Raw genomic sequence first — 24,835 nt, 5'->3', positions numbered from 1 at the left:
CACCACATGAGCCCGCGTCAACCCGGCGCGGGCTTTCGCATGAGAGGACACCTGATGAACACCCCCGGATACCTCCCGGAGGAGCGCGAGACACGCGCCTACTTCTACGATCCGCAGACCCACAGCCGCATCACCTGGTACCCGGTGGCGGGCTGGCACATCGCCGGGCCCCCGCGCGGCCACGCCCGGCCCCCGTACGGCCTGCCCGTGCTGGTCGACCCGGACGGGGCGCTGAGGCTCCACGATCCGGCCTCCCCGGCCTTCCTGGGCATCGCCAACGCGGAGGACGGCCGCCGCGTGCGGTGGCTTCACGCGCAGGCGTACCGGCGGTGGGAGCAGGAGGAGGCCGAGCAGGCCGAGGAGGCCGCCGAGGAGGCCCTGAGCGCCCGGCAGGCCGAGGAGGCCGCGAACGTCCGGGAGAAGGCCGCACGGGACTGTGTGGAGGCTGCCGAGAAGGAGCACGCGCAGGCCCTTGCCGCCGTGCCTGAACTGCTGGCCGATGTGGATGACCTGTGGTCGGCCGAGGAACTGGCCCGCGTGCCCTTCATCGACTCCGTGGAAGACGCATCCAGCGCTTCCGACGACATCAACAGCAATAACTAGCAAGGAGATTGACCATGCGAGACACCCGAATCATGCGCCACATGCTTCACGACGACGACGTGTACAGCACTGATGAGCAGATCCTCAAGCGCGACCGCATGCGGGAAGCGCTGAACCACGCACGCCGCGATGTGCCGACCTGGGTCGCGGATGCTGCCCCGTACTCCCCGGCCGTCCGGGAGGTGTGGGAGCCCACCTTCGTGGCCGAGCGGCAGCTCAAGGAGACCAATCGGGCCGCGTCCGCGCTGCTGACCGAGATAGCCCGGGTCAAGACGGAGAACGAGACGGCCGACCGCCGGGCGCTGCTGGCGGGTGAGGACCTGCCGGAGCCGAAGTCTGTCGAGGGGCTGGAGCGGGACTTCAACCGCGCCTCCCGGGCGCACGACGCATTGCAGGCCGTCACCAACCGGCATCACCAGATGGTGACGGCCGCACTGGCTGACCCCGCTGTGAAGGAGTCGACCGCGCAGGCGGTTTGGCCCGACCTGATCAAGGCTCAGGAGGAAGCCGTGAAGGCGCTTCGAGAGGCCCAGAAGGTCATGCGCCGATACGAGCACGTCCGCTCGCTCATGGGACACCTGGCAGGCGGCGTTATGAGCCAGTCGTGGACCACCCGGGCCCCGGAGGGCAATCCGTCGTTCAAGACCAACGTTGCCGCCATCGGGGACCTGCTTGGCCGGTTCGTGGACGGCTATGCCGAGGAGCCCAAGGACAATTTCGATCTGCTCCACACCTCGGACACCCGCATGCCGCTGCACTGGGTGGAGCGCTTCGGCGGCGAGGACGCACAGCCGGAGGCCGGGGCCGAGGACACCTCCAAGGCTGAGGCCGAAGCCGAGCAGGCCAAGGCGGACGCCAAGGAGGCCGCGCGGAAGCGCCGGGCCGCCAAGGAAGACGCCAACCGCCACCCGGGCGAGGTGGGCTGATGGCCTGGAGCGAGGAAGCGAAGAAGCGCTGGAACGCGGAAGTGGCTCTGGAAGCCGCCGGATATGAATTCGGCGAGGCGGCGATCCTGGCTGACCCGCGTACTGGTAAGGCCACCAGGCAGGAAGTCGTGCGGGCCCGAGAGGCGCGGGAGAAAGCAGCGCTGGAACGGCGGGTGAAGGCTCAGTCCCCGCCATTCGATCCGGATGCTGTTGCCCGGCGTGCGCTGAACCCGTTCGACTGAGACGACAACTCGCGGGCCCGGTAGAGGAATTCCTCCACCGGGCCCCGTCGATCCCCTCCTGATTCCCCCGGTGCGGAGGCATTGCCGGAACGGCCTCCTGTAGGCCCTTCCGGCCCTGTGCCGGCTCGGGAGAGAAGGAGTCAACTATCCATCCTCTACCGATAGTTGGTCCCTCATCAGGCCCCCGTGCAGGGCGGCCCTGAGTGTATGGGTTTATGGCCCTGGGGTGGGGTAGGCATGGGTGGTCGTGCTGCATTGCAATGAATTGATTCACTTGCGTTGAGAGAATGCAAATAAATGCACAATTCGATACGCGCATAACCGCCTGAGAATGGCGAGCTGCAAATGCGTCAGCGTTTATCGGAACCCATATCGGGGGTGGGGGGTAACTCCCCTCTCCGCCTTTCCCTGGCCGTACCGTCATAGCATCCCGAATCCCATACGAAGAGGGTTGACCCCTCTTTTCCAGAATGCGGTGAATTCGCTTTCCCTTGTGCCGCTTGGCCAAGGGGGCTATCCCATTGCCCTGAGCCACGTACTGTGACTCTCCGTCAGGCCGGCGTCGGCCTCACATCCCAAGGCCCCGGCCTGCCCATGAAGGGCAGGCCGGGGCTTTTCGTCGTTTCAGCCCCCGGCCCGTGGTCCCTCCCGCTCACGCTTCTGGCATGGCCCGGCTCATCTTGCGCTGAGCGGCGTGGGGGCTGCGCCTCGTGCCGACTTCGTGCAATTTCGTGCATGCGGGGTTGTGGATCTCACTCGCAGGGCTGACGGTGGTGCATGTCCCTGCAACTTCCTAGACGTTGGAGATCGTCGTGGCGCTAATTTTCGTGGGCATCGACCCGACCACCGGCGGCGGAGGATCTCCGACCGTGTGGGTCGAGGACGAGTTGGAGGAGATCATCGTGCAGAGCTGGACGGCCGGTGCCGCGCTCTGCGAGAAGATCGCAGGGATCGAGTGGGTTCCCGGCCACACGATCGGCATCCCCGCTCACGAGTCCGTCATCCGAATCCCGGCACACATGTTGCCGATCCTGAAGGAGGCTATCGAACGTGTCGAACGTGCCCGACTTCGCCGCGCTGCTGAAGAGCGCCCAGAAGACCGCCGTACACCTGGAGATGCGTGACGCCTACGCGGTCGGCGACGAGGCCGAGGAGATCGACCGCTTCGCCCGAACCGGCGAGATCGATTTGGACCCCGAGGCGTCGTGGTGGCCCGAGTGGCTGGGACTTGTCCGCGAGACCATCGGCCGTGGGGTGGTCATGCGTCGGGCCCGGATCGTCTCGGAGCCGGTGACGGACTACATCCGGTGGGAGCACGCGGTCACCCCGATGAACCTGGCGGCCGGGGAACTGGTCCGCTGGCTTCCGAGGAGTCAGGCGTCGGACATTGCGTTGCCGGGCAACGACTTCTGGCTGATTGATGACAAGTTGGCCCTGTTCCACTTCTTCACGGGGTACGGCGACTGGGCTGTACCTGGATACGCCTTCTCCGAGGACCCCGTGACGGTTCGGCTCGTCTCCTCTGCGTTCGAAGCCGTCTGGGAGCGCGGCACCCCGCACAACGAGTACAGCGTCTGACTCACCCTTCCCCTTCGATCACCGGACCGCCAGACTGATGCCGACGTCTCCGTCGTCAAGCGCGCAAGCAGCGCGCCTTGCCCTTGCCAACCGCCTGGTCGACCTCCGAAAGGACGCCGGGCTCACGGGTAAACAGTTGGCGCTCCGGTGCGGGTGGAACCCTTCGAAAGTGTCCCGAATCCAGAGCGCGCGGACCCCGCCGGTCGACTCCGACATTCGGGCGTGGTGCGCGGCCTGCTCGGCGTCTGACCAGGCGGACGACCTGATCGCCAAATCGAGAGCGGTCGAATCGATGTACCTGGAGTGGCGGCGGCTCCACCGCACTGGCATGCGCCAGGTGCAGGAGGATTTCTACGCGCTCCATGAGCGGGCGGAGTTGTGCCGGACGTACGTCTCCAACGTCGTTCCTGGCTTCCTCCAGACGCCTGAGTATGCGACTGCCCTGATGCGCTCCATCACGGAGTTCCAGGGCACCCCTGATGACGTTGCCGCTGCCGTTGCCGCCAGGGTGGCGCGAGGACGGCTCCTGCACGAGGGTAGGCACCGGTTCGCGGTGCTGGTGGAGGAATGGGTGCTCCGCGCTCGGATCGGCGACGCGGAGACGATGGCTGGTCAACTCGGTCATCTGCTGGCGGTGATGCCGCTAGCGTCTTTGTCGTTGGGCGTTATCCCCTTCACCGCCCAGCGCGGCATGTGGCCTCTCGAAGCGTTCTACCTGTACGACGACCGGCATGCCGTCGTGGAGACGCTGACCGCCGAGGTCAACGTCACTCAGCCCCGTGAGATCGCTGACTACATCCGGGCGTTCGGTGAAATGCAGGGGCTCGCGGTCTACGGCGCGCAGGCGCGTGCACTCATTGCGTCGGCAATAGCTGCCCTCGGGTGAATCCGCGCAAGACCGTGCAACTTGCTCGCGGCTCGGTCTAGCCGGTCCCTACCGTCTTGCTGACGGGATTGCAGATGCAGTCGCAGCAGCGGAAGCAGGGAGCGTGCAGGCGATGGCGACTGGTGAGCGGCAGCGACAGTCTGGCCCGAAGAAGGACGACGGACGCGCGTCCCCGGAGGCGATGGCGGCCATCCTGGAGGAGTACCGGGTGGCCGAGGCGAAGCGGCGCAAGCCCAACGGCCGGAAGATCCACGCCTCTTGCGGCTGCCGCGTGCACGCGGGGAGGGCGGCCGGATGATCATCACCGAGGAGTCCACCACGCCGCACGACGGGCTTCACCCGGTGCCCCGGCAGGACGCCCGGGGGCTCGACGGGTACGGCGTGCTCGACTACCGCAAGGGCGCTCCCGCGCGGTGGGCGAGGGGCCTCGCCGGTCGCGCCGTGTGGTTCGAGGACTTCGAGTCGGCGCGGGCGTGGGTGGAGCGTGAACTGTCCGCGACCGACCCGGCGGAGCTGGAGCCCGCCGACTCCCCCGGCCTTCTCCGCCTCCGTGCGGCGACGGCTGAGATCAACGGTCGGCCGGCATGGGGCCGGTAGGTGAACGGCCCAGCATCGGCCGCGACATGACCGAGGATCAGATGGCCGAGTACCGCGACGGCACCGAGCGCACCAGGACCAGCACGACGACGCACACGGAGGTCTGGGCGGCCCTGTTCGCCGGGATGTTCTGCCTGGCCGTCCTCGCCTGGCTCGTCGTCCACTGAACTCCCCTCCCGTGCGGCCCCGACACGCCCCGCACGGGAGGGGGCACAACTCCCTCCCCGCCTGATCGCTCGGAACCGATCGGGCGGGGAGGGTCCGCAACACCGAACGGCCGGACCGCCACCAGGCGGCCCGGACCCCACCGTGTGAGGAGGCACCGCCATGAGCCCCGACCCGGAGCCCAAGCCCCCGCCGCCGACCAAGCCGACGAGGCCGCCCGGCCCGATGGAGCCCAACGCGCACACCACCACCGTTCACGCCGAGTAGGAGGAGTTCGCCATGAGTGTCCGACTCAAGCACAAGGGTGAGCCCAAGGACCCGCCGAAGCACCGGGGCAACCCCGCGCCGGAGCCCACGCCGCCGACGCCGAGCAAGTGATCCGGTGCCGATCCACCCGGGCAAGCCGGGGCCCGAGACGCCCGCCCCGCCCCCGCCCTCGAATCCGCCGGTGAATCCTCACCGGCCGCCCGACCCGACGCCGCACCCCGCGCCGCCGAGAAGCTGACACGCTGGCGGCCCTCGCGTGCCCATTGCGCGGGGGCCGCCCCCTCTGCAAGGGAGAGAACAAGTGACCGACCCGGACAGGTTCGCGATCGCCTACGAGACGCGCCACTACGAGGGTACGAACTGGGCTGCCAAGGCGGACCGTTGGACGGCGAGCTTCTACACCGATGCCGTTTCGAAGGTGTTCGGGACGGCCGAGTTCACGCGCGTCATCCCCGGGGTGACCCCGAACCCCTGGGAGACGTTCGAGGCGGACCCCGGCCTGCTCGACCGCATCCCGCGCGTGATCTTCACCGAGGACGGCGAACTCACTCCCGTGGTTGCCGAGTTGAGGCCGTCCCTCCTCCTGCTGCTGGAGTCGGTTGAGGTGTCGGAGGAGTGGCGGGGCAAGGGCGTCGGGATGCGCCTGGCCGTCGCGGCGCTGCGCCGGTTCGCCGTGCCCGGGACGCTTGCCGTCTGCTACCCGGCCCCCGTCCACCCGAAGCACGGCCCCGGAGAGGCGTGCTCGTACGAGTCGGACGACCCGATGGTGAGGCGGCTCGACGATGAGGCCGTGGAGAAACTCCGGCGGGCATGGGGACGACACGGATTCTCCCTGCTGACCGATGGCGTGTACGCCCGCCACATCCAGCCGTGACGGCCCCCATCCTGCGGCTCTGCGACGTCACCGTGACCGACCTGGATGACGTGACCGTTACGGGCCTGGCGCAGTGCCTACGGGAAGCGTGCGGGTGGGAGACCACAGAGCCGGTGCCGCTGAAGATCCTGAGTCTCGACATGGGCAGGCACACGAGGGAGGCGGGGCACACGGAGTTCGTCCGGTTCGCCGCCGACCATGTGACGGTCACCCTCGCACACCGAGAGGAGTAGCTCTCACGAGCCCGCGCCGAGTCCGGGAAGGTCCCTCGGCGCGGGCTTTCGCGTGTCTCCGGGTTGCCGGGCCGCTTGGGCGGGAATCTGTACCTGTCCCGTGCCCGAGAGGAGCCAGTGAATGACGCGGACCCTGATTCAGAACGGTCTGGTGATCACCGCCACTGAGGAGATTCACGCGGATGTGCTGATCGAAGGTGAGCGGGTGGTGGCGCTCGCGGCCACCGGGAGCGCCACGGCCGAAGCGTGGACGGCTGAGCGGGTCATCGACGCGACCGGGCACTACGTGATCCCGGGCGGAGTGGACGCGCACACGCACATCGGGTTCGGCCCGGACCCCGTTCCGGATAAAATGGGCAGGTCCAGTGCGTTCGGCGGCACCGCCGCCTCCGACACCTTCGAGACCGGCACCCGCGCCGCCGCCTGGGGCGGCACCACCACCATCGTCGACTTCGCCGTCCAGCCCGTCGGCGGCAGCCTGCGCGAGGGCCTCGACGCCTGGCACGCCAAGGCCGAGGGCAACTGCGCCGTCGACTACGCCTTCCACACCATCGTCTCCGACGTCAACGACGCCGTCCTCAAGGAGATGGACGCGCTCGTCGACTCCGGCGAGTCCACCTCCTTCAAGCTCTTCATGGCCTACCCCGGCGTCTTCTACAGCGACGACGGCCGCATCCTGCGCGCCATGCAGCGCGGCGCCCTCAACGGCGGGCTGACCATGATGCACGCCGAGAACGGCATCGCCATCGACGTCCTCGTCGAACAGGCCCTCGCCGCAGGGAAGACCGACCCCCGCTACCACGGCGAGGTGCGGCGCGAACTGCTGGAGGCCGAGGCCACCCACCGGGCCGTCAAACTCGCCCAGGTCGCCGGGAGTCCGCTGTACGTCGTGCACGTCTCCGCCGCCTCCGCGCTCGCCGAGATCGCGAAGGCCCGCGACGAAGGGCTCCCCGTCTTCGGCGAGACCTGCCCGCAGTACCTCTTCCTCTCCACCGACAACCTCGCCGAACCGGGCTTCGAGGGCGCCAAGTACGTGTGCAGCACGCCCCTTCGGCCGCGCGAGCACCAGGCGGCGCTGTGGCGCGGGCTGCGCACCGACGACCTCCAGGTGGTCTCCACCGACCACTGCCCGTTCTGCTTCGTCGGGCAGAAGGAACTGGGCCGCGGGGACTTCTCGAAGATCCCCAACGGCCTTCCCGGCGTGGAGAACCGGATGGACCTGCTCCACCAGGCCGTGGTCGAGGGGCGGATCAGCCGGCGCCGCTGGGTCGAGATCGCCTGCACCGCGCCGGCCCGGATGTTCGGCCTCCACCCGCGCAAGGGCACCGTCGCGCCGGGCGCGGACGCCGACCTCGTCGTGTACGACCCCGTGGCCGTGCAGACCGTCTCCGCCGCCACCCACCACATGAACGTCGACTACTCGGCCTACGAGGGGCGCCAACTCACCGGCCGGGTACGGACGGTGCTCTCGCGGGGCGCCGTGGTGCTGGACGACGGGCAGTGGCTGGGCCGGGCCGGGCACGGTTCCTTCCTGCGCCGGGGCACCTGCGGGTACCTGGGCTGACCCTCCTTCTCCCGCCCTTCCCTCTCTTCCATCCGCCGCCCGGGGCCCCTGCCCGCGTCCCGGGCGGCGGCCCCTCCCCTCCTTTCGCGCTTGGAGCCGCACCCATGGACATCGGCCTCGTCCTGCAGACCGACCCGCCCGCCCGCCTGCTCGTCGAGCGGATGATCCGCGCCGAACGCGCCGGGTTCAGCCACGGCTGGACCTTCGACTCCTGCGTCCTGTGGCAGGAGCCCTTCGTCATCTACAGCCGCATCCTCGCCGAGACCGAACGGCTGGTCGTCGGCCCGATGGTGACCAATCCCTCCACCCGCACCTGGGAGGTCACCGCCTCCCTGTTCGCCACCCTCAACGACATGTACGGCAACCGCACCGTCTGCGGCATCGGACGCGGCGACTCCGCCATGCGCGTCGCCGGCCGCCGCCCCGCCACCCTCGACCGGCTCTCCCAGGCCATGCACGCCGTCAAGGAGCTCGCCGAGGGCCGCACCGTCGAGGTCGACGGCACCGACATGCACCTGCCGTGGGTCGGCCCCGGCGCCGAACTGCCCGTCTGGATGGGCGCGTACGGGCCCAAGGCCCTCGCCCTGACAGGCCGTCAGGCGGACGGGTTCATCCTGCAGTTGGCCGACCCCTACCTCACCGAGTACATGGTGAAGGCCGTACGGGCGGCCGCCGCCGAGGCGGGCCGGGACCCGTCCTCGATCACCATCTGCGTGGCCGCGCCCGCCTACGTCACCGCCGACGACTCGCCCGCCGCGCTCGCTCACGCCCGGGAGCAGTGCCGCTGGTTCGGCGGGATGGTCGGCAATCACGTCGCCGACCTCGTGCGCCACTACGGAGAGCACTCCGGACTCGTACCCGACGCCCTCACCGACTACATCAAGGAGCGCCAGGGCTACGACTACAGCCACCACGGGCGCGCCGACAATCCGGACACCGCCTTCGTCCCCGACGCGATCGTGGACCGCTTCTGCCTCATCGGCCCGCCGCAGGCCCAACTCGCCCGGCTGGAACAGCTCCGCGCGCTCGGTGTCGACCAGTTCGCCGTCTACGCGATGCACGACGCGATCGAGGCCACCATCGACGCCTACGGGGAGCACGTCATCCCCCGGCTCTGACTCCCGCTCCTGTCTCATCTCCTCCTCTCCTATCGCTTTGCCTGACATTCGGTTGCAGCAGACGGGAGTTGCCCATGGCGGAGACCGCGGCCGACGGCGGCGGACAGCGGCGGCACCCCGACGGCCGGGTCGAACTCGACCCGGCTGCAGGGGAGTTGCCTTCCAACGGATTCACCAACGACGACCTCAGACCGGTGCCCGTGGCGCGGCGCACCTGGACCACCTACAACTTCCTCGCCCTCTGGGTCGGCATGGCCCACAACATCCCCTCCTGGACGCTGGCCTCCGGGCTCGTCGCGCTCGGCATGGACTGGAAACAGGCGGTGCTCACCATCGCCCTGGCCAACCTGATCGTGCTCGTGCCGATGCTGCTGTCCGGACACGCGGGAACGCAGTACGGCATCCCGTTCCCGGTGTTCGCCCGAGCCGCGTTCGGGCTGCGCGGGGCCAACCTGCCCGCGCTGGTGCGGGCCGCGGTGGCCTGCGCCTGGTTCGGCATCCAGACCTGGATCGGCGGGGAGGGGATCTTCCTGCTCGCGGGCAAGCTCCTCGGCCGATCCTGGCGCGAGGCCGCCGAGTTCGGCGGGTACCCGTGGACGCAGTGGCTCTCCTTCCTGGTGTTCTGGCTGATCGAGATGGTCATCATCGCCCGGGGCATGGAGGCGCTGCGGCGGTTCGAGAACTGGGCCGCGCCGTTCGTCATCGCGGGCGCGCTGGCGCTGCTGGTCTGGATCACCGTCAAGGCGGGCGGGTTCGGGCCGCTGCTCTCCCAACCCTCCGCGCTGGGCTGGGGGTCCGGGTTCTGGAAGGTCTTCTTCCCGGCGCTGATGGGCATGATCGGGTTCTGGTCCACGCTCTCGCTCAACATCCCGGACTTCACCCGCTTCGGCGGCAGCCAGCGCGCCCAGATCCGCGGGCAGGCGCTGGGGCTGCCGACGACGATGACGCTGTTCGCCCTGCTGTCGGTGCTCGTCACCTCGGGCTCCCAGGCGGTGTACGGGGCGCCGGTGTGGGACCCGATCCAGCTCGCGGCGAAGATGGAGAACCCGGTCGGCATCCTGTTCGCGCTGCTGACCGTGCTGGTCGCGACCCTGTCGGTCAACATCGCCGCCAACGTCGTCTCACCGGCCTACGACCTCGCCAACCTGCTGCCCCGCCTCGTCAACTTCCGTACGGGGGCGCTGATCGCGGGCGTGGTCGGGATCGCCATCTTCCCGTGGCGACTGATCGCCGACCCGCACGTGTACATCTTCACCTGGCTCGGCGTGGTCGGCGGACTCCTCGGGACGGTCGCCGGCGTCCTGCTCGCCGACTACTGGGTCCTGCGGCGCACCCGCCTGCACCTCGCCGAGCTGTACCGCCCCGGCGGCGCGTACTGGTACACGGCGGGCTGGAACGTACGGGCGGTGGCGGCGCTGCTCACCGGCGGCCTGCTGGCGGTCGGCGGCTCGCACTCGCGTGTGGACGCGCAGGGCGTCAAGCAGGGCCCGTTCCCGGTGGACGGGCTGATCCCGCTCCTCAAGCCGCTGGCCGACTACGGCTGGGCGGTGGGCTTCGTCGGCGCGGCGGCGGTGTACCTGGCCCTGGCGGCGCTGCCGGGGGGCGGCCGACAGAAGACGGCGAACAGATGACAGCAAACAGATAACAGCGAACAGATTTCAATCGACAGCGAACGGATGACAGCTGATGAAATCTGTCATCCGTTCGCTGTCATCTGTTCGCTGTCATCCGTCATCTGTCTTTCGTCTTCGGTCACCTGTTCGCCGCCCGCTCCACGGCGGCGAGGACCTTGGCGGTGCCGTCCTCGGCGGCCAGGGCGGTGGCGACGGCACGGGCGCGGGCCGAGTGGCGGGGGTCGTCGAGGGCCCGGCGCAGCGAGGCGGCGAGGTGAGAGGCGGTGAGGGTGCGCAGGGGCACAGGGCCGGGGGAGACGCCGAGCCGGGTGAGACGGTCCGACCAGAACGGCGCGTCCAGTTGGGCGGGCACGGGCACGGTCGGCGTTCCGGCACGCAGGGCGGCGGCCGTGGTGCCGGCCCCGGCGTGGTGGACGACGGCCGCCGTGCGAGGGAACAGCCAGCTGTGCGGGGTGTCGCCGATGGTGAGGGCGCTGTCCGAGTCCTCCGCGCCCAGCCCGCTCCAGCCCGACTGCAGGAGGAGCCGTACCCGCGCGGCCCGGGCGGCGGCGAGGACCGTCCCGGTGAGCCGTTCCGGGTCCGGCACGACGAGGCTGCCGAAGCCGACGAAGACGGGCGGCGGCCCCGCCGCGAGGAAGTCGAGCAGCCGGGCCGGGGGCCGCCAGCCGGGCTGCTCCGGGGGCCACCAGTACCCGGCGACGTCCAGCCGGGGGTGCCAGTCGGCCGGGCGGGGCACGACCGTCGGCGAGAAGCCGTGCAGCACGGCGTGGCGCCGCCGGGAGCCGGCCACGCCGAGGGCGGGTAGCCCGAGCCGTCGGCGCAGCCCCCGGACGGCCGGGGCGAACAGCTGGTCGACGGCGGCCTGGACGGCGTGCCCGGCCAGCAGGTTGCCGGCCCGGCCGAGCGAGCGCACCCCCGTCACGGCGGGCGCGAACTCCCGTGTGGGGGAGAGGGGTTGCAGGTGCAGTCCGAGGCTGGGGATGTCGGCGGCCTCGGCGGCGACCTGTCCGAGCGCGTCCGTGGTGCTGGTGGTCAGCAGCAGGTCGGCGCCGAGTTCCGCCGCCGCGACGATGCCCTCGCCGAGCGCGGGCATGAACCGGCGCCCCATGCGCAGGAGTTGGGCGATCGCCGCCGGTCCCGTACCGGCCCGCAGCAGGCGGCGCCCTTCGGCGGAGGAGAGTTCGGCGCGCGGGTCGACGGGCAGCGGGCGGAACTCCAGCCCGGCGTCGCGCACCGCCTCGGCGAAGGTGTCGTGGGTGGCGACGGCCACCTGGTGGCCCGCCGCCCGCAGCCGTACGCCGAGCCCGGTGAAGGGGGCGACGTCGCCCCGGGACCCGGCGGTGGCGATCAGGATGCGCATGGCCGCAGTATCCCGGCCGCCGGGGCCCGCCGACAGGCCGCCACGCCCGCGCCGGAACCGCCGGCCGGTCGATCGGCGTCCTGCGGGGCAGAGCGGCGCGCGACGGGGCGCTCGCGCCGATGACGTGAGGGACGGGGACGGATGGGCATCATCGCGTGGATCGTACTGGGCCTGGTCGCTGGGGCCCTGGCCAAACTGCTGCTGCCGGGAAAGGACCCGGGCGGCCTGATCGTGACGACCCTGATCGGCGTCGCCGGCTCCTTCGTCGGCGGCTGGATCGCCTCGCACTTCCTCCACCGCTCGGTGACGGCGCACTTCTTCGACGTGGCCACCTGGGTGTCCGCGATCGGCGGCGCCCTGGTGCTGCTCATCGTCTACCGCCTCCTGTTCGGCAACTCCCGCAACTGACGGGGGCGGTGAGCGACGGGCGGGCCGGTTCCGGGGGGAACCGGCCCGCCTCCGCTATGCGGCGGGGCCCTCGCCGACCCAGTCCGGCAGGGCCTCCCGGGCGTCGAGCCATGCGGGCGGAACGCCGGCCGTCCCGGTGCGGGCGGCGACCACGCCGCCCGAAATCGCGCAGGTGGTGTCCTTGTCGCCCCCGCCCTCCAGGGTGTGCCAGAGCGCCTCGGGCAGCGAGTCGGGGTGCCCGGCGGCGGACCACAGGGCGAACGGGACGGTGTCCGGCGCGGAGAGCCGCAGCCCCGAGCCGAGGACGGTGGCGGCGTGCCGGACGCTGGTGTGCGCGGGCAGCCGGGCGGCGATCCGCAGGCCGGAGCGCACGTCGCCCTCCGGCAGTCGTCCGGCGATCTCGGCCAGCAACTCGCCGCGTGGCGGCGGGACTTCGCCCCGGCCCCGGACGGCCAGCGCCGAGGCGAGCGCGACGGCCACCGCCCCGGCGACGGCCTCCGGGTGGGAGTGCGTGGTGAGCGCCTGGAGTTCGGCCTGGCGGGCCGCCTCGGCGAGGTCGTCGGCGAACCAGGCACCGAGCGGTGCCACCCGCATGGCGGCGCCGTTGCCGTACGAGCCCTGGCCCTCGAACTGGGCGGAGGTGACGGCCCGCCAGTCGGCTCCGGAGGCGACGTCGCGCAGGACCCGGCGCATCGAGGGCCCGTACTTGCGGTGCGGCGTGCCGGTGTACTCGGCGGCGAACTCCCGTGCCAGGGCGTCCTGTCGGACCTCGCCGTGCGTGTCGAGGTGGCGGAGGAGGACGAGGGCCATCGCGGTGTCGTCCGTCCAGTGCCAGGGTGCGGGCCGGGGCAGGCGCGCGGCCAGGGCGGCGGGGGCCTCGTCGGCGGGCACGGAGAACCAGCGGTCGCCGAAGGCGTCGCCGAGGGCGAGCCCCCGCAGGCTGTCCGAGGCCGGTCCGGCCACTGCGCGCATGTCATCCTCCGGGTGAGATCAACCGTGCGCGGAAGTCTGCCGGACGGGCGCGGCGCCGGCGACCGGATTTCGTTCCGGTCGCCGGCGTCGCGTCGGGCCCCTGGGCGGGAGCGGGCGAAGGCCCGTCAGCCGGTGGTGCGCAGGCCGCCGAGGATGAGGGTCCAGACGGCCTCGAAGCGGCGCTCGGCCTCGGGGCCGGACCACTCGGGGGCGTAGGCGGGGTCGTGGAAGGGGGCGGTCGCGTCGAAGACGGCGCGGGCGGTGTCCTGGATGTGGGCGAGCTTGAACTCCCCGGACTCCACGCCGTCCTGGAAGATCTGGCCGATCTGCGCGATGAGGATCTCGATGTGCTCCTCGATGCCGGCGCTGTTCTCCTCGGTCAGTACGGCGAAGGTGGCGAACAGCTCCGGATCCTCCAGGGCCTTGCGGCGCTTGGTCTGGAAGAGGGTGGTCAGCCAGCGGTGGAGGCGGTCGGTCGCACCGCCCCGGGTGGCGTCGCCGGCGATGGCCGCGAGCTCCTGGTTGGCCTGGTCCAGCCAGCGCTGGTTCACGGCCTCGCGCAGCGCGGTCTTGCTGGGGAAGTGCCGGTAGACGCTGCTGTGACTGACGCCGAGGATGCGGGCGACGTCCACGACGGTGGCCTTGGTGGGGCCGAATCGCCGGAAGACGTCCTCGGCCGCGCTCAGGATCTGCTCGGCGGTGAGGGTGGTTTCCATGGTCACGTGGGTCCGTCCTTGGGGGTCGTGCCGGGCCGTGCCGCGGTCGTGCCGGGGTCGCTCGGGTGGGTCGGCGTCAGCGCTCGCTGTCCAACAGTGCCATCTGGGCGGCCGCGTAGCGCTCGCCCGCGGCCGAACCTGCCGGGACGGCGGCCTCGATCGCGGTGTGGTCGGCCTCCGTCAGGTTGACGTCGAGTGCGCCGAGGGCCTCGGCGAGCCGGTCGCGGCGGCGCGCGCCGACCAGCGGGACGACGTCCTCCCCGCGCGAGGCGACCCAGGCGATGGCGACCTGGGCGACGCTCGCGCCCTTGGCGGCGGCCACCTCGCGCAGCGCCTCGACGAGGGCGAGGTTGTGGGCCAGGTTGTCGCCCTGGAAGCGGGGGTTGAGGCCGCGGAAGTCGGTGGCGGCGAGTTCGCGGCCCTGCTGCCAGTGGCCGCTGAGCAGGCCGCGGGACAGGACGCCGTACGCGGTGACGCCGATGCCCAGCTCGCGGGCGGCGGGCAGGACGGCCTCCTCGATCGAGCGGGAGAGCAGCGAGTACTCGATCTGGAGGTCGCAGATCGGGTGGACGGCGGCGGCGCGGCGCAGGGTGTCGGCGCCGACCTCGGAGAGGCCGATGTGGCGGACGTACCCGGCCTCGACCAGCTCGGCGATGGCGCCGACGGTCTCCTCGACCGGGACCTTCGGGTCCAGGCGGGCGGGGCGGTAGACGTCGACGTGGTCGGTGCGCAGGCGGCGCAGCGTGTAGGCGAGCGAGGTCTTCACGGCGGCGGGGCTCGCGTCGTAGCCGACCGGCATGCCGTCGGGGCCGCGCTGGGCGCCGAACTTGACACTGATCCGGACGCTCTCGCGGTCGCGGCCGCGCAGCGCCTCGTGGATGAGCAGCTCGTTGTGGCCCATGCCGTAGAAGTCGCCGGTGTCGAGGAGGGTGACTCCGGCGTCCAGGGCGGCGTGGATCGTGGCGATGCTCTCGGCCTCGTCGGCCGGGCCGTACAGGTCGGACATGCCCATGCAGCCGAGGCCGAGGGCGGAGGTGGTGAAGGGGGCGGTGCCGTTGGTGCCGAGGGTGCGCTGAGCAGCGGTGCGGTTGATCGAAGGCAAGGAGGGCTCCAGATCGGTTGCGGCGCCGGGAGGCGGGGTCGGTGGGCGACCTGGGGCCAACTGTGCCACAGCGGCGAACAGATTTCAAAATCTGTTCGCTGTTATCTGTTTTCTGTTACTTGTTACCTGTCTTGTGTCGCCCGTCATCCCGCGCCCGTCACGCGCAGGCCGTCACCCGCCGCCCACCGGCCGCCAGTCCTCCCGGCCGCCCGGAGCCCGCAGCAGGTGCGCGCGGGCCGGCGGCAGGTTGCGCCAGGCCGTGCGCGAGCCCAGCCCGTACGTCGCCTCGAAGCGCCGCAGCAGCCGCACCACCGCGCGGTGCCGCGCGCCCTCGCTCGGACGGGAGGTCAGGGAGCGGGCCACCGTCGTGCCGAGGTAGCCGAAGTACGTCAACTCGCCCCCGGGCACGAGCAGTCGCAGGTACAGGTCGAGGATCTCCCGGACGGTCCGCGGCTCGAAGTTGGTGAACGGCAGCCCGGAGACGATCACGTCGTACCGCTCGAGCGGCTCCTCACGCGCCCCGGCGGGCTCCAACTCCTCCACCCGGCAGGTCGACAGCCGCAGCTCCACCCCGGCCTTGCGCGTCGCCAGCACCGGGTCCTCCCGCAGCCGCTGCGCGAAGCGCGGATTCGCCTCGACGGCGTGCAGCCGGTCGCCCGGGCGGAGCACCTGCGCCAGACGGCGCGTCACCACCCCCGTCCCGGCGCCGACCTCCAGCACCGACAGTGGCCGGTTCGGACGGCTCAGCACCGGCACCACCAGCGCGTTCACCAGGTCCGGCCCGCTCGGCGCCAGCGCGCCCGTGTCGTGGAAGGTGCGCAGCGCCTCCGCCAGGAACAGCACGTGGTCCCCGTTCGGCGGCCACCCGGGCGCCCGGTGCGCCTGCGGCTCGGACGCCGAACCGGCGGGCAGGTCGGCGGAGTTGGCGCGGGGCGGGGAGAGCTCGTTCGTCATGCCGACGACGCTAGGCAGCCCGCCGCCGCCCCGGATCGGCCGACGAGCGGCGCCGACCCCCGACGAAAGTCGAGGGCGCGACCGACCGGAAGTCGGCGGCGCCCGCCCCCGCCCGCGCCCTAGCATCGACCAGGCGGTCCCGGTCGGGGTCGCGTACGGGCCGCGGACGGCCCCCGGAGAACCGCCGAGGATCGCGGACGATCGGGGGCGATCGCGGGCGAACGCCCACGGCCCACGGCGAGGGAACGGCGGAAGGAGGGCGCCCGTGCGCGCAGGCCCGCTCGGCTGGTACGGCCCGGAGCACCGCGCCTGGAGCGAGACCCTGATGCTGCTCGGCATCCTCGCCCTCACCGCCGAGGAGTGCGTCTACCAGTGGCTGCACGCGAGCGGGGCGATGCGCGTGCCCGGCACGGTCGCCGTCGCCCTCGCCTCCCTCTCCCTCGTCCTCGCCCGCCGCTACCCCCTCGCCTCCGCCGTCCTGCCGGTGCTCACCGGCGGCCTCTTCAACCGCGCCCTGCCCGGCCTCATGAGCGTCTTCTACCTCGCCTACCTCGGCCGCCCCGGCGCCGCGATGGCCGGGGGCAGCGTCATCGCCGTGCTCAGCGCCATCGGGGCGGACTCCGTGATCGGCTGGGCCGGCACCACCGGCTCCCAACTCCTCGTCCAGGCCGCCACCTTGTCGTTCGGCCTCTGGCTGCACGGCCGTCGGGTGCTGATCCGCACCCTGCACGCCCAGGTCGACGCGCTGCGCCGCGAGCGCGAACTGCGCGCCGAACAGGCCCGCGCCGCCGAACGCGCCCGGATCGCCCGGGAGATGCACGACGTGCTCGCCCACCGGCTCAGCCTGCTGGTGCTGCACGCCGGGGTGCTGCGCGACCAGGCCAGGGCGGGCACCGTCGCCGCCGACCAGGACCGCCTCACCCACCGCCTCGAACTGCTGCGCACCACCGCCGCCCGCTCGCTCGACGACCTGCGCGACGTCCTCGGCGCCCTGCGCGCCGACCCGCCGCCCGCCCCGGAGGGCGCGGACGGGCCCGCCGCCCCGGCCCGTCCGCCCGTCGTCCCGGCGCCCGCGCTGCGCGACCTCACCGAACTCGTCGGCGAGGCCACCCAGGCCGGCCAGGACGTCGAACTGGCCCTGTCCGGCGACCCGGAGGCCGTCCCGACCACCCACCGCCTGGCCGTGCACCGGCTCGTCCAGGAGGCGCTGACCAACGCCCGCAAGTACGCGCACGCCGCCTCCGTCACCGTCCGGGTCGCGTACGGCGCACCGGCGACCACCGTCGAGGTGCGCAACGGCCCCGGCCAGGCACCGCCGGACGGGCCCGCCACCGGCGGCGGGTACGGGCTGGTCGGGCTCACCGAGCGGGTCGGCGCCCTCGGCGGCCACCTGGACGCGGGCCCGGACGGCTCCGGGGGCTTCCGCCTCTCGGCCCGGCTGCCCGCGCCGGAGCGCCCGCCGCCGGCGCCCGTGCGCCCGGGCGCGGCCGACGTTCGCGGCCCCGGCCCCGGTTCTGCCCCCGGCCCGGCCCCCGGCCCGCGCCCGCCCGTCCAGCCGTCCCCATCCCAGACCCAGACCCAGACCCCGGCGCTGTCCCCGCTCCCGGGGCCGCGCCAGGAGGATTCCGCATGATCCGCACGATGGTCGTCGACGACGACGCGCTGGTCCGTCTCGGCCTGGTCGACCTGCTCGCCCAGGACCCGGCGCTCGCCGTGGTCGCCGAGGCCGCGGACGGCCTCCAGGCCGTCGAACTCGCCCGGAGCGTGCGCGTCGACGTCGCCCTCATGGACATCCGCATGCCCCGGCTCGACGGCATCGCCGCCACCCGCCGCCTGCGCGAACTCCCCGACGCCCCACGGGTGATCGCGCTCACCACCTTCGACCTCGACGAGTACGTGTACCAGGCGCTCGCCGCCGGCGCGGACGGCTTCCTGCTCAAGGACACCCCGCCGTCCGAGATCGCCCGGGCCGTCCACGTGGTCGCCGGCGGGCAGGGGATGCTGCACCCGGCCGCCGCGCGGCGCCTGATCGACCGCTACCACCGCGCCGGCGCCCCCCGGTCCGTCGCCGCGCGCGGCCGGGTCGCCGGGCTCACCCCGCGCGAGACCGACGTGCTGCGCGAACTCGCCGACGGCCTCTCCAACGCCGAGATCGCCGGCGCCCTCGGGATGCGGGAGAGCACCGTCAAGGCGCACGTGAGCCGCATCCTCACCGGGCTCGGCGTCGGCAACCGCGTGCAGGCCGCGCTGCTGGCGCGCGACGCGGGGCTCGTCGGGGACGGCGCCTGAGCGATCCCTCCCGGGCGAGACGCGCTCCCCAGGTGTCCGGTAGGACTCGGTCCGGTCGCGGTTCGGATTCGGTTCGGTCGGGATTCGGTCGGGATTCGGCCGAGGTTCGACGGCGGTTCGCCCCGGCACCCCCGCCATCGCCCGGTGTCACTCCCGCGTCCCCGCGCGCCGTCCGCGCGCGTCCCCGCGGCGCGGAAGCGGGCTCTCCCGGGTCGGCGGCGTGACCCGGGCTCGTACCGCGGACTGAGCCGATGTCACCCATCCGGCGTGGAAATGCCGTGCCTTGGCCGTTTGCGCTGCCGATCGCGCCCCGCGGGTCCATCGTTGGAGACGGGCGTGATCCGAGGACCGCGCCCGCGCGCCGAGCCCGTCCCGCGCGCCCCCGCACCCGCCGCCGTCCGTCGACGGGCGCCCGGGGCGGGCGGTCCGGAACCGGCACGCTGGGAGCAGGGCCACCTCGCAGGAAACCGAACGGTTCTTCTAGGCTCACATCTCGGCTTCCCTGCTGCGGTACGGCCACTGCGCCCGCCGCCGCCGGCAGGCCGCCGTCCACGGGGCCCCGGGCGGACCGGGGCCACCGGATCGAGCGAGGAGGACGCAATGTCAAGCACGCCGCCCAGCCGTTCCACCGCACTTGGGCCAGACGGGCCGTACCGGGGGGCCGCACACCGCCCCGGCGCCCCGGCGGAGCCCGGCCGGGCCGGACGCCCGGGCGGAGGCGGCCGGCCGCTGCGGCCGCTGGATACCGGCCGCACCGGCGGAGGCGTGCGTTGACCCCCCAGACCCTCGGGTCGCCCGCCGCGCCCGCCGCGCCCGACACCGTCGCCGAAGCCCCGACCGAACCCGCCGCCAAGCCCGCCGCGACGACCGCCACCAAGCCCGCCACGACCGGCGCCCCCGCCGCGACGGTCACCAAGGCCCTGCCCGGCCTGCCCCAGGCGCTCAGCACCCGGGCCCGCACCCTCGCCGGGGCCGTCAGACGGCGCTGCGCCGACCTCGCCCGGATCGAGTCGCCCAGCGGGGACGCGCCCCGACTCGACGCCCTCGCCGAGGAGTTGGCCTCCGGCTTCCGTGCCACCGGCGCCACCGCCCGCCGCGAGCCCGGCCCCGCCGGGGACCACCTCGTCCTGGAGTGGGCGGGACAGGACGAGTCCCTCCCGCACCTGCTGATGGTCGGCCACCATGACACCGTCTGGCCCGTCGGCACCCTCGCCGACTGGCCCGTCACCGAGCAGGACGGCCTGCTCACCGGCCCCGGCGTGGTCGACATGAAGGGCGGACTCGCCATCCTGGAAGGCGCGTTCGCCCTGCTCGCCGACCTCGGGCAGCGCCCGCACCGCACCGTGCGGCTGGTCGTCGTCTCGGACGAGGAGGTCGGCAGCCCGGACGGGCGCGGCCTCGTAGAGCGCCAACTGCGCGGGGCAGCAGCTGTGTTGGGCCTGGAGCCGCCACACCCGGACGGGCGGCTCAAGACCGCGCGGCGCGGCAGCACCCGAGTGCGGCTGACCGTCACCGGGCGGGAGGCCCACGCGGGCAACGACGCGCACGACGGGGTGTCCGCGGTGGACGAGCTCGTCGACCAGCTCGTCCTCGTCCGCGGGCTCGCCCGCCAGCCCGGCACCGAGCTCAACGCCGGTCGCATCAGCGGCGGTTCGCGCGCCAACGTGGTCGCCGGACGGGCCGAGGCCGAGCTCGGACTGCGCTTCGCCACCGCCGAGGCGCAGCGCCGTACGCTCGACAACCTGGCCCGGCTCACGGCGCTGCGCCCGGGCGCGCGGGTGCGTACCGAGGTGCTCTCCAGCCGCCCGGCCTGGCCCGAGCGCACGGGCAACCCGCTGCTGCGGCACGTGCGTTCACTGGCCGCCGTGCTCGGGCAGCAGCTCGACGGCGCCCCGGCGGGCGGGGCCGGGGACACCAACCTGCCCGGCTCGCGCGGGCTGCCGACCCTGGACGGCTTCGGCGCGGTCGGCGCCGGCGCCCACGCCCGGCACGAGCACATCCGCCTCGACCAGCTCGCCCCCCGGATCGCCCTGCTCGCGGCCCTGCTCGCCGTGCCACTGCCCAGGCTGCGCGACCGGGCGGAGGGCTGACGGCGAACGGATGACAGCAGACAGATAACAGCCGACAGCGAACAGATAACAGCGAACAGATAACAGCCGACAGCGAACAGATAACAGCTGACGAAATTCGTCAGCTGTTATCTGTTTCCTGTCATCCGTCCGCTGCCACCCGCCGTCCGCGGCCCGCCGCCCACCCCCGCGACAGGCCCCCGCCCGTCCACCCCACGGAAGCGCCTTGCCATCCCCCCGCCCCGCCGCGCAGAATGGTACCGACCGAACGGTCAGTCGGTCGGCGCCCCGGCGGAGCACGCCGGGCCGAGCCGCGAGCGGGTACGAGAGGGGACCGTGGTGACAGCAGAGGTGGCCGAGGCCGTCCCCGCGCGGACGCCGGAGGACGCGTTCGAGGCGGTGATCGCCGCCGGGCAGCGCATCGAGCCCCGGGACTGGATGCCCGACGCCTACCGGGCCACGCTGGTGCGCCAGATCGCCCAGCACGCCCACTCCGAGATCATCGGCATGCAGCCCGAGGGCAACTGGCTCACCCGCGCCCCCTCCCTGCGCCGCAAGGCGATCCTGCTCGCCAAGGCCCAGGACGAGGCCGGCCACGGCCTCTACCTCTACGCCGCCGCCGAGACCCTCGGCGTCGACCGCGCCGAGCTCACCGAGAAGCTGATCAGCGGCCGCCAGAAGTACTCCTCGATCTTCAACTACCCCACCCTCACCTTCGCCGACGTCGGCGTGATCGGCTGGCTGGTGGACGGCGCCGCGATCTGCAACCAGGTCCCGCTGTGCCGCTGCAGCTACGGCCCCTACGCCCGCGCCATGGTGCGGATCTGCAAGGAGGAGTCCTTCCACCAGCGCCAGGGCTACGAGCTGCTGATGACGCTCATGCGCGGCACCGAGGCCCAGCGCCGGATGGTCCAGGACGCGGTGGACCGCTGGTGGTGGCCCTCCCTGATGATGTTCGGCCCCTCCGACGCCGAGTCCCCGAACACCGCCCGCTCGATGGCCTGGCGGATCAAGCGCCACACCAACGACGAGCTGCGGCAGCGCTTCGTCGACATGTCCGTCCCGCAGGCGGAGCACCTGGGCGTCACCCTCCCCGACCCCGAACTGCGCTGGAACGAGGAGCGCGGCGGCTGGGACTTCGGCGAGCCGGACTGGTCCGAGCTCATGAGGGTGATCAAGGGCCAGGGCCCCTGCAACGCCCAGCGCGTCGAGCGCCGCCGCACCGCCCACGAGGAGGGCGCCTGGGTGCGCGAGGCCGCCGTCGCGTACGCGGCCAAGCGCGCCGCCGAACAGACCGCCGCCGAAGAGGAGGACCAGAAGTGACCGCGCCCAAGGCCGGCTGGCCGCTGTACGAGGTGTTCGTGCGCCCCCGCCGGGGCCTCAACCACGTCCACGTCGGCTCGCTGCACGCCTCCGACGACCGCATGGCCCTGCTCGCCGCCCGCGACCTCTACACCCGCCGCAACGAGGGCGTGAGCCTGTGGGTCGTCCGCTCGGACGCGATCACCGCCTCCACCCCGGACGAGCGCGACCCGTTCTTCGAGCCCAGCGGCGACAAGGTCTACCGCCACCCGACCTTCTACGACATCCCCGAGGATGTCCCGCACATCTGACGGGGGAGCCACCGTGCCCGACCACACCACCGACGCGGACGACCACGTCTACCTGAGCCTCGCCGAGGCCACCCCCGGCCCCGAGGGCGAGGGCCGCTGGGCCTACGGGACGGGCTTCGCCGACCCGCTGCTCGGCGTGGACACCGCCCTGCCGGCCGGCGTCGACGGTGCCGACCTCGCCGCCTACTGCCTGATGCTCGGCGACGACGCCCTCGTCCTCGCCCAGCGGCTGATCGAGTGGTGCACCCGGGCCCCCGAACTGGAGGAGGAGGTCGCCCTCGCCAACCTCGGCCTCGACCTCCTCGGCCAGGCCCGCCTGCTGCTCACCCGCGCCGGCCAGGCCGACGGCACCGGCCGCACCGAGGACGACCTCGCCTACTGGCGCGAGGAGCACGAGTTCCGCAACGTCCGCCTGGCCGAGGCCCCCAACGGGGACTTCGCGCACACCGTCGCCCGGCTGCTGCTGTTCTCCACCGCCCGGGGCGCGCTGTACGAGGCGCTGGCCGCCCACCCCGACCCGGTGCTGGCCTCCGTCGCCGCCCGGGGCGTCAAGGAGCTGGCCTACCACCGCGAGTACGCCACCGCCTGGACGCTGCGCCTGGGTGACGGCACCGAGTACTCGGCGCGGCGGATGCAGGCCGGCCTGGAGGCGGTCTGGCCGCTGCTGGAGGAGCTGTTCACCGCGCACCCCGCCGAGGTGCGCGCCGCCGGCCCGGACCCGGAGACGCTGCGCGAGCCGGTGCTGCGCTCGCTGGCCGCCGTCCTCGCCGAGGCCGGGCTCACCGTGCCCGACGTGCCGCCACTGGCCACCGTGCTCGGCCGCGCCGGCCGGGACGGCGTGCACACCGAGGCCCTCGGCCCGCTGCTCGCCGAGCTGCAGGTGGTGGCCCGCGCCCACCCGGGGGCGACGTGGTGACCGCCGCACGCACCGTGCCCGCCGCGCCTTCCGGGACCGGCCGGGCCTGGGCCGTCGCCGCCGCCGTGCCGGACCCGGAGCTGCCCATGCTCACCCTGGCCGACCTCGGCGTCCTCGCCGAGGTTGAGGAGGACGGCGCGGCGGGCAGCGCCACCGCCTGGCTGACCCCGACCTACTCCGGCTGCCCGGCCGTCGCCGAGATGGCCGCCGACGTGGACCGCCGGCTGCGCGCCGCCGGCTACCGGGACGTACGGGTGCGGCTGCGGCTGGACCCGCCGTGGTCCACGGACATGATCACCGCCGAGGGCCGCCGCAAGCTCGCCGAGGCGGGCATCGCCCCGCCGCGCCCGGGCGCGGCTGCGGGGGCTGCGGGAGTTTCGGCGCGGGGCCCCGTCCCGCTCACCCTCGGCCCCGTCCGCACCTCGACCGGGGCGCCCCCCGTGCCCTGCCCGCTCTGCGGCGCCGAGGACACCGAGGAGCTGTCCCGCTTCGGCTCCACCGCCTGCAAGGCGCTCTGGCGCTGCCGCTCCTGCCGGGAGCCCTTCGAACGCGTCAAGGAGATCTGAATGCCCGCCGCCTCCGCCGCTTCCGCAGCCGCAGCCTCCTCCTCCGCCGTCCGGGCAGCCGACGAAGCGCCCGCCGCCGCCCGCCGCCCCGTGTTCCACCGGCTGGGCATCGAGGCCGTGGAGCGCCTGTGCGAGGACGCCGTCGCCGTGACCTTCGCCGTGCCGCAGGCGCTCGCGGCCGCGTACGCCTTCCGGCCCGGGCAGACCCTGACACTGCGCAAGGTGGTGGACGGCGTCGACGAGCGCCGCTCGTACTCGATCTGCGCCCCCGCGGGCGGCCCCCTGCGGATCGCCGTGCGCGAGGTGCCCGGCGGCCTGTTCTCCCGCTGGCTGGTGCACGAGGCCAGGCCCGGAGAGGAGGTGGAGGTGCTCACCCCCGGCGGCCTGTTCACCCCCGACCTCGCCGTCCCCGCCGACCACGTCCTGCTCGCCGCCGGCTCCGGCATCACCCCGATGCTGTCGATCGCCGCCTCCGTGCTGGACGCCGACCGCCGCTCCACCGTCACCCTGCTGTACGGCAACCGGCGCAGCGACACCGTGATGTTCGCCGACGAGCTGGCCGACCTCAAGGACCGGTACCTGGGCCGCTTCCAGCTGGTCCACGTCCTCTCCCGCGAGACCAGGGACGCCGAACTGCTCAGCGGCCGCCTGGACGCCGAGCGGGTCCGCGCCCTGCTGGCCGCGCTGGTGGACGTCCCCGCCGTCGGGCACTGGTGGCTGTGCGGGCCCTTCGGCATGGTCGCCGCCGCGAAGGACCTGCTCGCCGACCTCGGGGTGCCCGCCGCGCGGGTGCACCAGGAGCTCTTCCACGCCGAGGACGAGCCGCTCGCCGAACGCGACGAGGCCTGGGACGGGGCCTGGGACGGGGCCGACGCCGACGGGGAGGCCGGGGAGGGCGCGCGCAGCGAGGTCACCCTCGTCCTCGACGGGCGCGGCTCCACCCTCACGCTCCCGCGCGACCGCTCGATCCTCGACGGCGCCCAGCGCTCCCGCCCCGACCTGCCCTTCGCCTGCAAGGGCGGCGTCTGCGGCACCTGCCGCGCCCTGGTCGTCGAGGGCGAGGTGGAGATGCGGCGCAACTTCGCGCTGGAGGAGAAGGAGCTCGCCGCCGGGTACGTCCTCACCTGCCAGGCCCGCCCGGTCACCGACAAGGTGACGGTCGACTACGACCGCTGAACCTGCC

The 24,835-nt window shown here is 73.0% G+C and carries 28 protein-coding genes; 23 read left to right on the top strand and 5 right to left on the bottom strand.

Annotation, left to right across the window (positions count from 1 at the left end):
- The first annotated feature begins 54 nt into the window (after positions 1–54).
- The 14 genes from ACIRRS_RS02775 (at position 55) to ACIRRS_RS02710 (ending at position 10,684) form a co-directional block, all read left to right on the top strand.
- Positions 55–603, top strand: coding sequence for a hypothetical protein (locus ACIRRS_RS02775; protein ID WP_402963920.1), 549 nt, complete (start codon positions 55–57; stop codon positions 601–603).
- Between the two features lie 14 nt (positions 604–617).
- Entirely contained in the window at positions 618–1,529 is a 912-nt protein-coding gene (locus ACIRRS_RS02770) for a hypothetical protein (protein WP_402963917.1), read from the top strand.
- A complete protein-coding gene (locus ACIRRS_RS02765) occupies positions 1,529–1,771 on the top strand; it encodes a hypothetical protein (RefSeq protein ID WP_402963915.1) in 243 nt (80 codons plus the stop codon). The genes ACIRRS_RS02770 and ACIRRS_RS02765 overlap by 1 nt, the downstream gene beginning before the upstream one ends.
- 800 nt (positions 1,772–2,571) lie before the next feature.
- Positions 2,572–2,895: a hypothetical protein gene (locus ACIRRS_RS02760; protein ID WP_402963912.1), complete on the top strand. Its 324-nt coding sequence runs from the start codon at positions 2,572–2,574 to the stop codon at positions 2,893–2,895.
- Positions 2,822–3,349: a DUF6879 family protein gene (locus ACIRRS_RS02755; RefSeq protein WP_402963909.1), complete on the top strand. Its 528-nt coding sequence runs from the start codon at positions 2,822–2,824 to the stop codon at positions 3,347–3,349. Before ACIRRS_RS02760 ends, ACIRRS_RS02755 begins: the two co-directional genes overlap by 74 nt.
- Positions 3,350–3,386: 37 nt before the next feature.
- Positions 3,387–4,235: a helix-turn-helix domain-containing protein gene (locus ACIRRS_RS02750; protein WP_402963906.1), complete on the top strand. Its 849-nt coding sequence runs from the start codon at positions 3,387–3,389 to the stop codon at positions 4,233–4,235.
- 112 nt (positions 4,236–4,347) lie between these two features.
- Positions 4,348–4,533, top strand: a complete 186-nt coding sequence (locus ACIRRS_RS02745; protein ID WP_402963903.1) for a hypothetical protein — start codon at positions 4,348–4,350, stop codon at positions 4,531–4,533.
- Positions 4,530–4,832 (top strand): hypothetical protein, encoded by a 303-nt coding sequence (locus ACIRRS_RS02740; protein WP_402963900.1) that lies wholly within the window; start codon positions 4,530–4,532, stop codon positions 4,830–4,832. Before ACIRRS_RS02745 ends, ACIRRS_RS02740 begins: the two co-directional genes overlap by 4 nt.
- 26 nt (positions 4,833–4,858) lie before the next feature.
- Positions 4,859–4,999 carry a hypothetical protein gene (locus tag ACIRRS_RS02735; protein WP_402963897.1) on the top strand — a complete coding sequence of 47 codons (141 nt, stop codon included), beginning with the start codon at positions 4,859–4,861 and terminating at the stop codon, positions 4,997–4,999.
- A gap of 566 nt (positions 5,000–5,565) precedes the next feature.
- A complete protein-coding gene (locus ACIRRS_RS02730) occupies positions 5,566–6,138 on the top strand; it encodes a hypothetical protein (protein ID WP_402963894.1) in 573 nt (190 codons plus the stop codon).
- The gene (locus tag ACIRRS_RS02725; RefSeq protein ID WP_402963891.1) at positions 6,135–6,371 is read left to right on the top strand and encodes a hypothetical protein; all 237 of its coding nucleotides are present in this window, start codon (positions 6,135–6,137) and stop codon (positions 6,369–6,371) included. Before ACIRRS_RS02730 ends, ACIRRS_RS02725 begins: the two co-directional genes overlap by 4 nt.
- A 121-nt stretch (positions 6,372–6,492) precedes the next feature.
- A complete protein-coding gene (gene hydA, locus ACIRRS_RS02720) occupies positions 6,493–7,935 on the top strand; it encodes a dihydropyrimidinase (protein ID WP_402963888.1) in 1,443 nt (480 codons plus the stop codon).
- A 104-nt stretch (positions 7,936–8,039) separates the two neighbouring features.
- Positions 8,040–9,053: a TIGR03842 family LLM class F420-dependent oxidoreductase gene (locus ACIRRS_RS02715; protein WP_402963885.1), complete on the top strand. Its 1,014-nt coding sequence runs from the start codon at positions 8,040–8,042 to the stop codon at positions 9,051–9,053.
- Positions 9,054–9,127: 74 nt separating this feature from the next.
- Positions 9,128–10,684 carry an NCS1 family nucleobase:cation symporter-1 gene (locus tag ACIRRS_RS02710; protein WP_402963882.1) on the top strand — a complete coding sequence of 519 codons (1,557 nt, stop codon included), beginning with the start codon at positions 9,128–9,130 and terminating at the stop codon, positions 10,682–10,684.
- Positions 10,685–10,805: 121 nt separating this feature from the next.
- Here ACIRRS_RS02710 and ACIRRS_RS02705 read toward each other — a convergent pair whose 3' ends face one another.
- Positions 10,806–12,047, bottom strand: a complete 1,242-nt coding sequence (locus ACIRRS_RS02705) for a glycosyltransferase (RefSeq protein ID WP_402963879.1) — start codon at positions 12,045–12,047, stop codon at positions 10,806–10,808.
- Between the two features lie 141 nt (positions 12,048–12,188).
- On the opposite strand from ACIRRS_RS02705, the gene ACIRRS_RS02700 reads away from it, so the two are divergent.
- Positions 12,189–12,455, top strand: coding sequence for a GlsB/YeaQ/YmgE family stress response membrane protein (locus tag ACIRRS_RS02700; protein ID WP_402963876.1), 267 nt, complete (start codon positions 12,189–12,191; stop codon positions 12,453–12,455).
- 54 nt (positions 12,456–12,509) lie between these two features.
- Here ACIRRS_RS02700 and ACIRRS_RS02695 read toward each other — a convergent pair whose 3' ends face one another.
- The 4 genes from ACIRRS_RS02695 to ACIRRS_RS02680 form a co-directional block, all read right to left on the bottom strand.
- Positions 12,510–13,427 carry an ADP-ribosylglycohydrolase family protein gene (locus ACIRRS_RS02695; protein WP_402963873.1) on the bottom strand — a complete coding sequence of 306 codons (918 nt, stop codon included), beginning with the start codon at positions 13,425–13,427 and terminating at the stop codon, positions 12,510–12,512.
- A 125-nt stretch (positions 13,428–13,552) separates the two neighbouring features.
- A complete protein-coding gene (locus tag ACIRRS_RS02690; RefSeq protein ID WP_402964659.1) occupies positions 13,553–14,143 on the bottom strand; it encodes a TetR family transcriptional regulator in 591 nt (196 codons plus the stop codon).
- A gap of 76 nt (positions 14,144–14,219) precedes the next feature.
- A complete protein-coding gene (locus ACIRRS_RS02685) occupies positions 14,220–15,245 on the bottom strand; it encodes an aldo/keto reductase (protein ID WP_402963870.1) in 1,026 nt (341 codons plus the stop codon).
- Positions 15,246–15,416: 171 nt separating this feature from the next.
- The gene (locus ACIRRS_RS02680; protein WP_402963867.1) at positions 15,417–16,199 is read right to left on the bottom strand and encodes a class I SAM-dependent methyltransferase; all 783 of its coding nucleotides are present in this window, start codon (positions 16,197–16,199) and stop codon (positions 15,417–15,419) included.
- Between the two features lie 265 nt (positions 16,200–16,464).
- On the opposite strand from ACIRRS_RS02680, the gene ACIRRS_RS02675 reads away from it, so the two are divergent.
- The 8 genes from ACIRRS_RS02675 to paaE all read left to right on the top strand — a co-directional run bounded on the left by ACIRRS_RS02675 (position 16,465) and on the right by paaE (position 24,828).
- Positions 16,465–17,832 carry a sensor histidine kinase gene (locus tag ACIRRS_RS02675; RefSeq protein ID WP_402963864.1) on the top strand — a complete coding sequence of 456 codons (1,368 nt, stop codon included), beginning with the start codon at positions 16,465–16,467 and terminating at the stop codon, positions 17,830–17,832.
- Complete coding sequence (locus tag ACIRRS_RS02670; protein WP_402963861.1) at positions 17,829–18,488, top strand: response regulator; 660 nt, start codon at positions 17,829–17,831, stop codon at positions 18,486–18,488. The genes ACIRRS_RS02675 and ACIRRS_RS02670 overlap by 4 nt, the downstream gene beginning before the upstream one ends.
- Positions 18,489–19,258: 770 nt before the next feature.
- The gene (locus ACIRRS_RS02665) at positions 19,259–20,578 is read left to right on the top strand and encodes a M20 family metallopeptidase (RefSeq protein WP_402963858.1); all 1,320 of its coding nucleotides are present in this window, start codon (positions 19,259–19,261) and stop codon (positions 20,576–20,578) included.
- A gap of 318 nt (positions 20,579–20,896) precedes the next feature.
- Complete coding sequence (gene paaA, locus ACIRRS_RS02660) at positions 20,897–21,880, top strand: 1,2-phenylacetyl-CoA epoxidase subunit PaaA (protein ID WP_402963855.1); 984 nt, start codon at positions 20,897–20,899, stop codon at positions 21,878–21,880.
- On the top strand, positions 21,877–22,170 hold the full coding sequence (paaB, locus tag ACIRRS_RS02655; RefSeq protein ID WP_402963852.1) for a 1,2-phenylacetyl-CoA epoxidase subunit PaaB: 294 nt from the start codon (positions 21,877–21,879) through the stop codon (positions 22,168–22,170). Before paaA ends, paaB begins: the two co-directional genes overlap by 4 nt.
- Complete coding sequence (gene paaC, locus ACIRRS_RS02650) at positions 22,154–23,086, top strand: 1,2-phenylacetyl-CoA epoxidase subunit PaaC (protein WP_402963849.1); 933 nt, start codon at positions 22,154–22,156, stop codon at positions 23,084–23,086. The genes paaB and paaC overlap by 17 nt, the downstream gene beginning before the upstream one ends.
- Positions 23,080–23,652, top strand: coding sequence for a 1,2-phenylacetyl-CoA epoxidase subunit PaaD (gene paaD / locus ACIRRS_RS02645; protein ID WP_402963846.1), 573 nt, complete (start codon positions 23,080–23,082; stop codon positions 23,650–23,652). Before paaC ends, paaD begins: the two co-directional genes overlap by 7 nt.
- Positions 23,653–24,828 carry a 1,2-phenylacetyl-CoA epoxidase subunit PaaE gene (gene paaE, locus ACIRRS_RS02640; RefSeq protein ID WP_402963843.1) on the top strand — a complete coding sequence of 392 codons (1,176 nt, stop codon included), beginning with the start codon at positions 23,653–23,655 and terminating at the stop codon, positions 24,826–24,828.
- Positions 24,829–24,835 lie beyond the last annotated feature (7 nt).

This window comes from Kitasatospora sp. NPDC101183 (assembly GCF_044767945.1).
Classification (GTDB): domain Bacteria; phylum Actinomycetota; class Actinomycetes; order Streptomycetales; family Streptomycetaceae; genus Kitasatospora.
Note: the sequence above shows the minus strand (reverse complement) of the source record. Positions and strands in the feature narration are given on the sequence as shown.

What these genes read in the sequence shown, in the direction of transcription:
- ACIRRS_RS02695 (WP_402963873.1), bottom strand. Translation starts at nt 13,427, where the DNA reads ATGCGCGCAGTGGCCGGACCGGCCTCGGACAGCCTGCGGGGGCTCGCC.
- ACIRRS_RS02745 (WP_402963903.1), top strand. Translation starts at nt 4,348, where the DNA reads ATGGCGACTGGTGAGCGGCAGCGACAGTCTGGCCCGAAGAAGGACGAC.
- ACIRRS_RS02680 (WP_402963867.1), bottom strand. Translation starts at nt 16,199, where the DNA reads ATGACGAACGAGCTCTCCCCGCCCCGCGCCAACTCCGCCGACCTGCCC.
- hydA (WP_402963888.1), top strand. Translation starts at nt 6,493, where the DNA reads ATGACGCGGACCCTGATTCAGAACGGTCTGGTGATCACCGCCACTGAG.
- ACIRRS_RS02670 (WP_402963861.1), top strand. Translation starts at nt 17,829, where the DNA reads ATGATCCGCACGATGGTCGTCGACGACGACGCGCTGGTCCGTCTCGGC.
- ACIRRS_RS02740 (WP_402963900.1), top strand. Translation starts at nt 4,530, where the DNA reads ATGATCATCACCGAGGAGTCCACCACGCCGCACGACGGGCTTCACCCG.
- ACIRRS_RS02715 (WP_402963885.1), top strand. Translation starts at nt 8,040, where the DNA reads ATGGACATCGGCCTCGTCCTGCAGACCGACCCGCCCGCCCGCCTGCTC.
- ACIRRS_RS02700 (WP_402963876.1), top strand. Translation starts at nt 12,189, where the DNA reads ATGGGCATCATCGCGTGGATCGTACTGGGCCTGGTCGCTGGGGCCCTG.
- ACIRRS_RS02735 (WP_402963897.1), top strand. Translation starts at nt 4,859, where the DNA reads ATGACCGAGGATCAGATGGCCGAGTACCGCGACGGCACCGAGCGCACC.
- ACIRRS_RS02765 (WP_402963915.1), top strand. Translation starts at nt 1,529, where the DNA reads ATGGCCTGGAGCGAGGAAGCGAAGAAGCGCTGGAACGCGGAAGTGGCT.
- ACIRRS_RS02705 (WP_402963879.1), bottom strand. Translation starts at nt 12,047, where the DNA reads ATGCGCATCCTGATCGCCACCGCCGGGTCCCGGGGCGACGTCGCCCCC.
- ACIRRS_RS02775 (WP_402963920.1), top strand. Translation starts at nt 55, where the DNA reads ATGAACACCCCCGGATACCTCCCGGAGGAGCGCGAGACACGCGCCTAC.
- paaC (WP_402963849.1), top strand. Translation starts at nt 22,154, where the DNA reads ATGTCCCGCACATCTGACGGGGGAGCCACCGTGCCCGACCACACCACC.
- ACIRRS_RS02750 (WP_402963906.1), top strand. Translation starts at nt 3,387, where the DNA reads ATGCCGACGTCTCCGTCGTCAAGCGCGCAAGCAGCGCGCCTTGCCCTT.
- ACIRRS_RS02710 (WP_402963882.1), top strand. Translation starts at nt 9,128, where the DNA reads ATGGCGGAGACCGCGGCCGACGGCGGCGGACAGCGGCGGCACCCCGAC.
- paaE (WP_402963843.1), top strand. Translation starts at nt 23,653, where the DNA reads ATGCCCGCCGCCTCCGCCGCTTCCGCAGCCGCAGCCTCCTCCTCCGCC.
- ACIRRS_RS02690 (WP_402964659.1), bottom strand. Translation starts at nt 14,143, where the DNA reads ATGGAAACCACCCTCACCGCCGAGCAGATCCTGAGCGCGGCCGAGGAC.
- ACIRRS_RS02770 (WP_402963917.1), top strand. Translation starts at nt 618, where the DNA reads ATGCGAGACACCCGAATCATGCGCCACATGCTTCACGACGACGACGTG.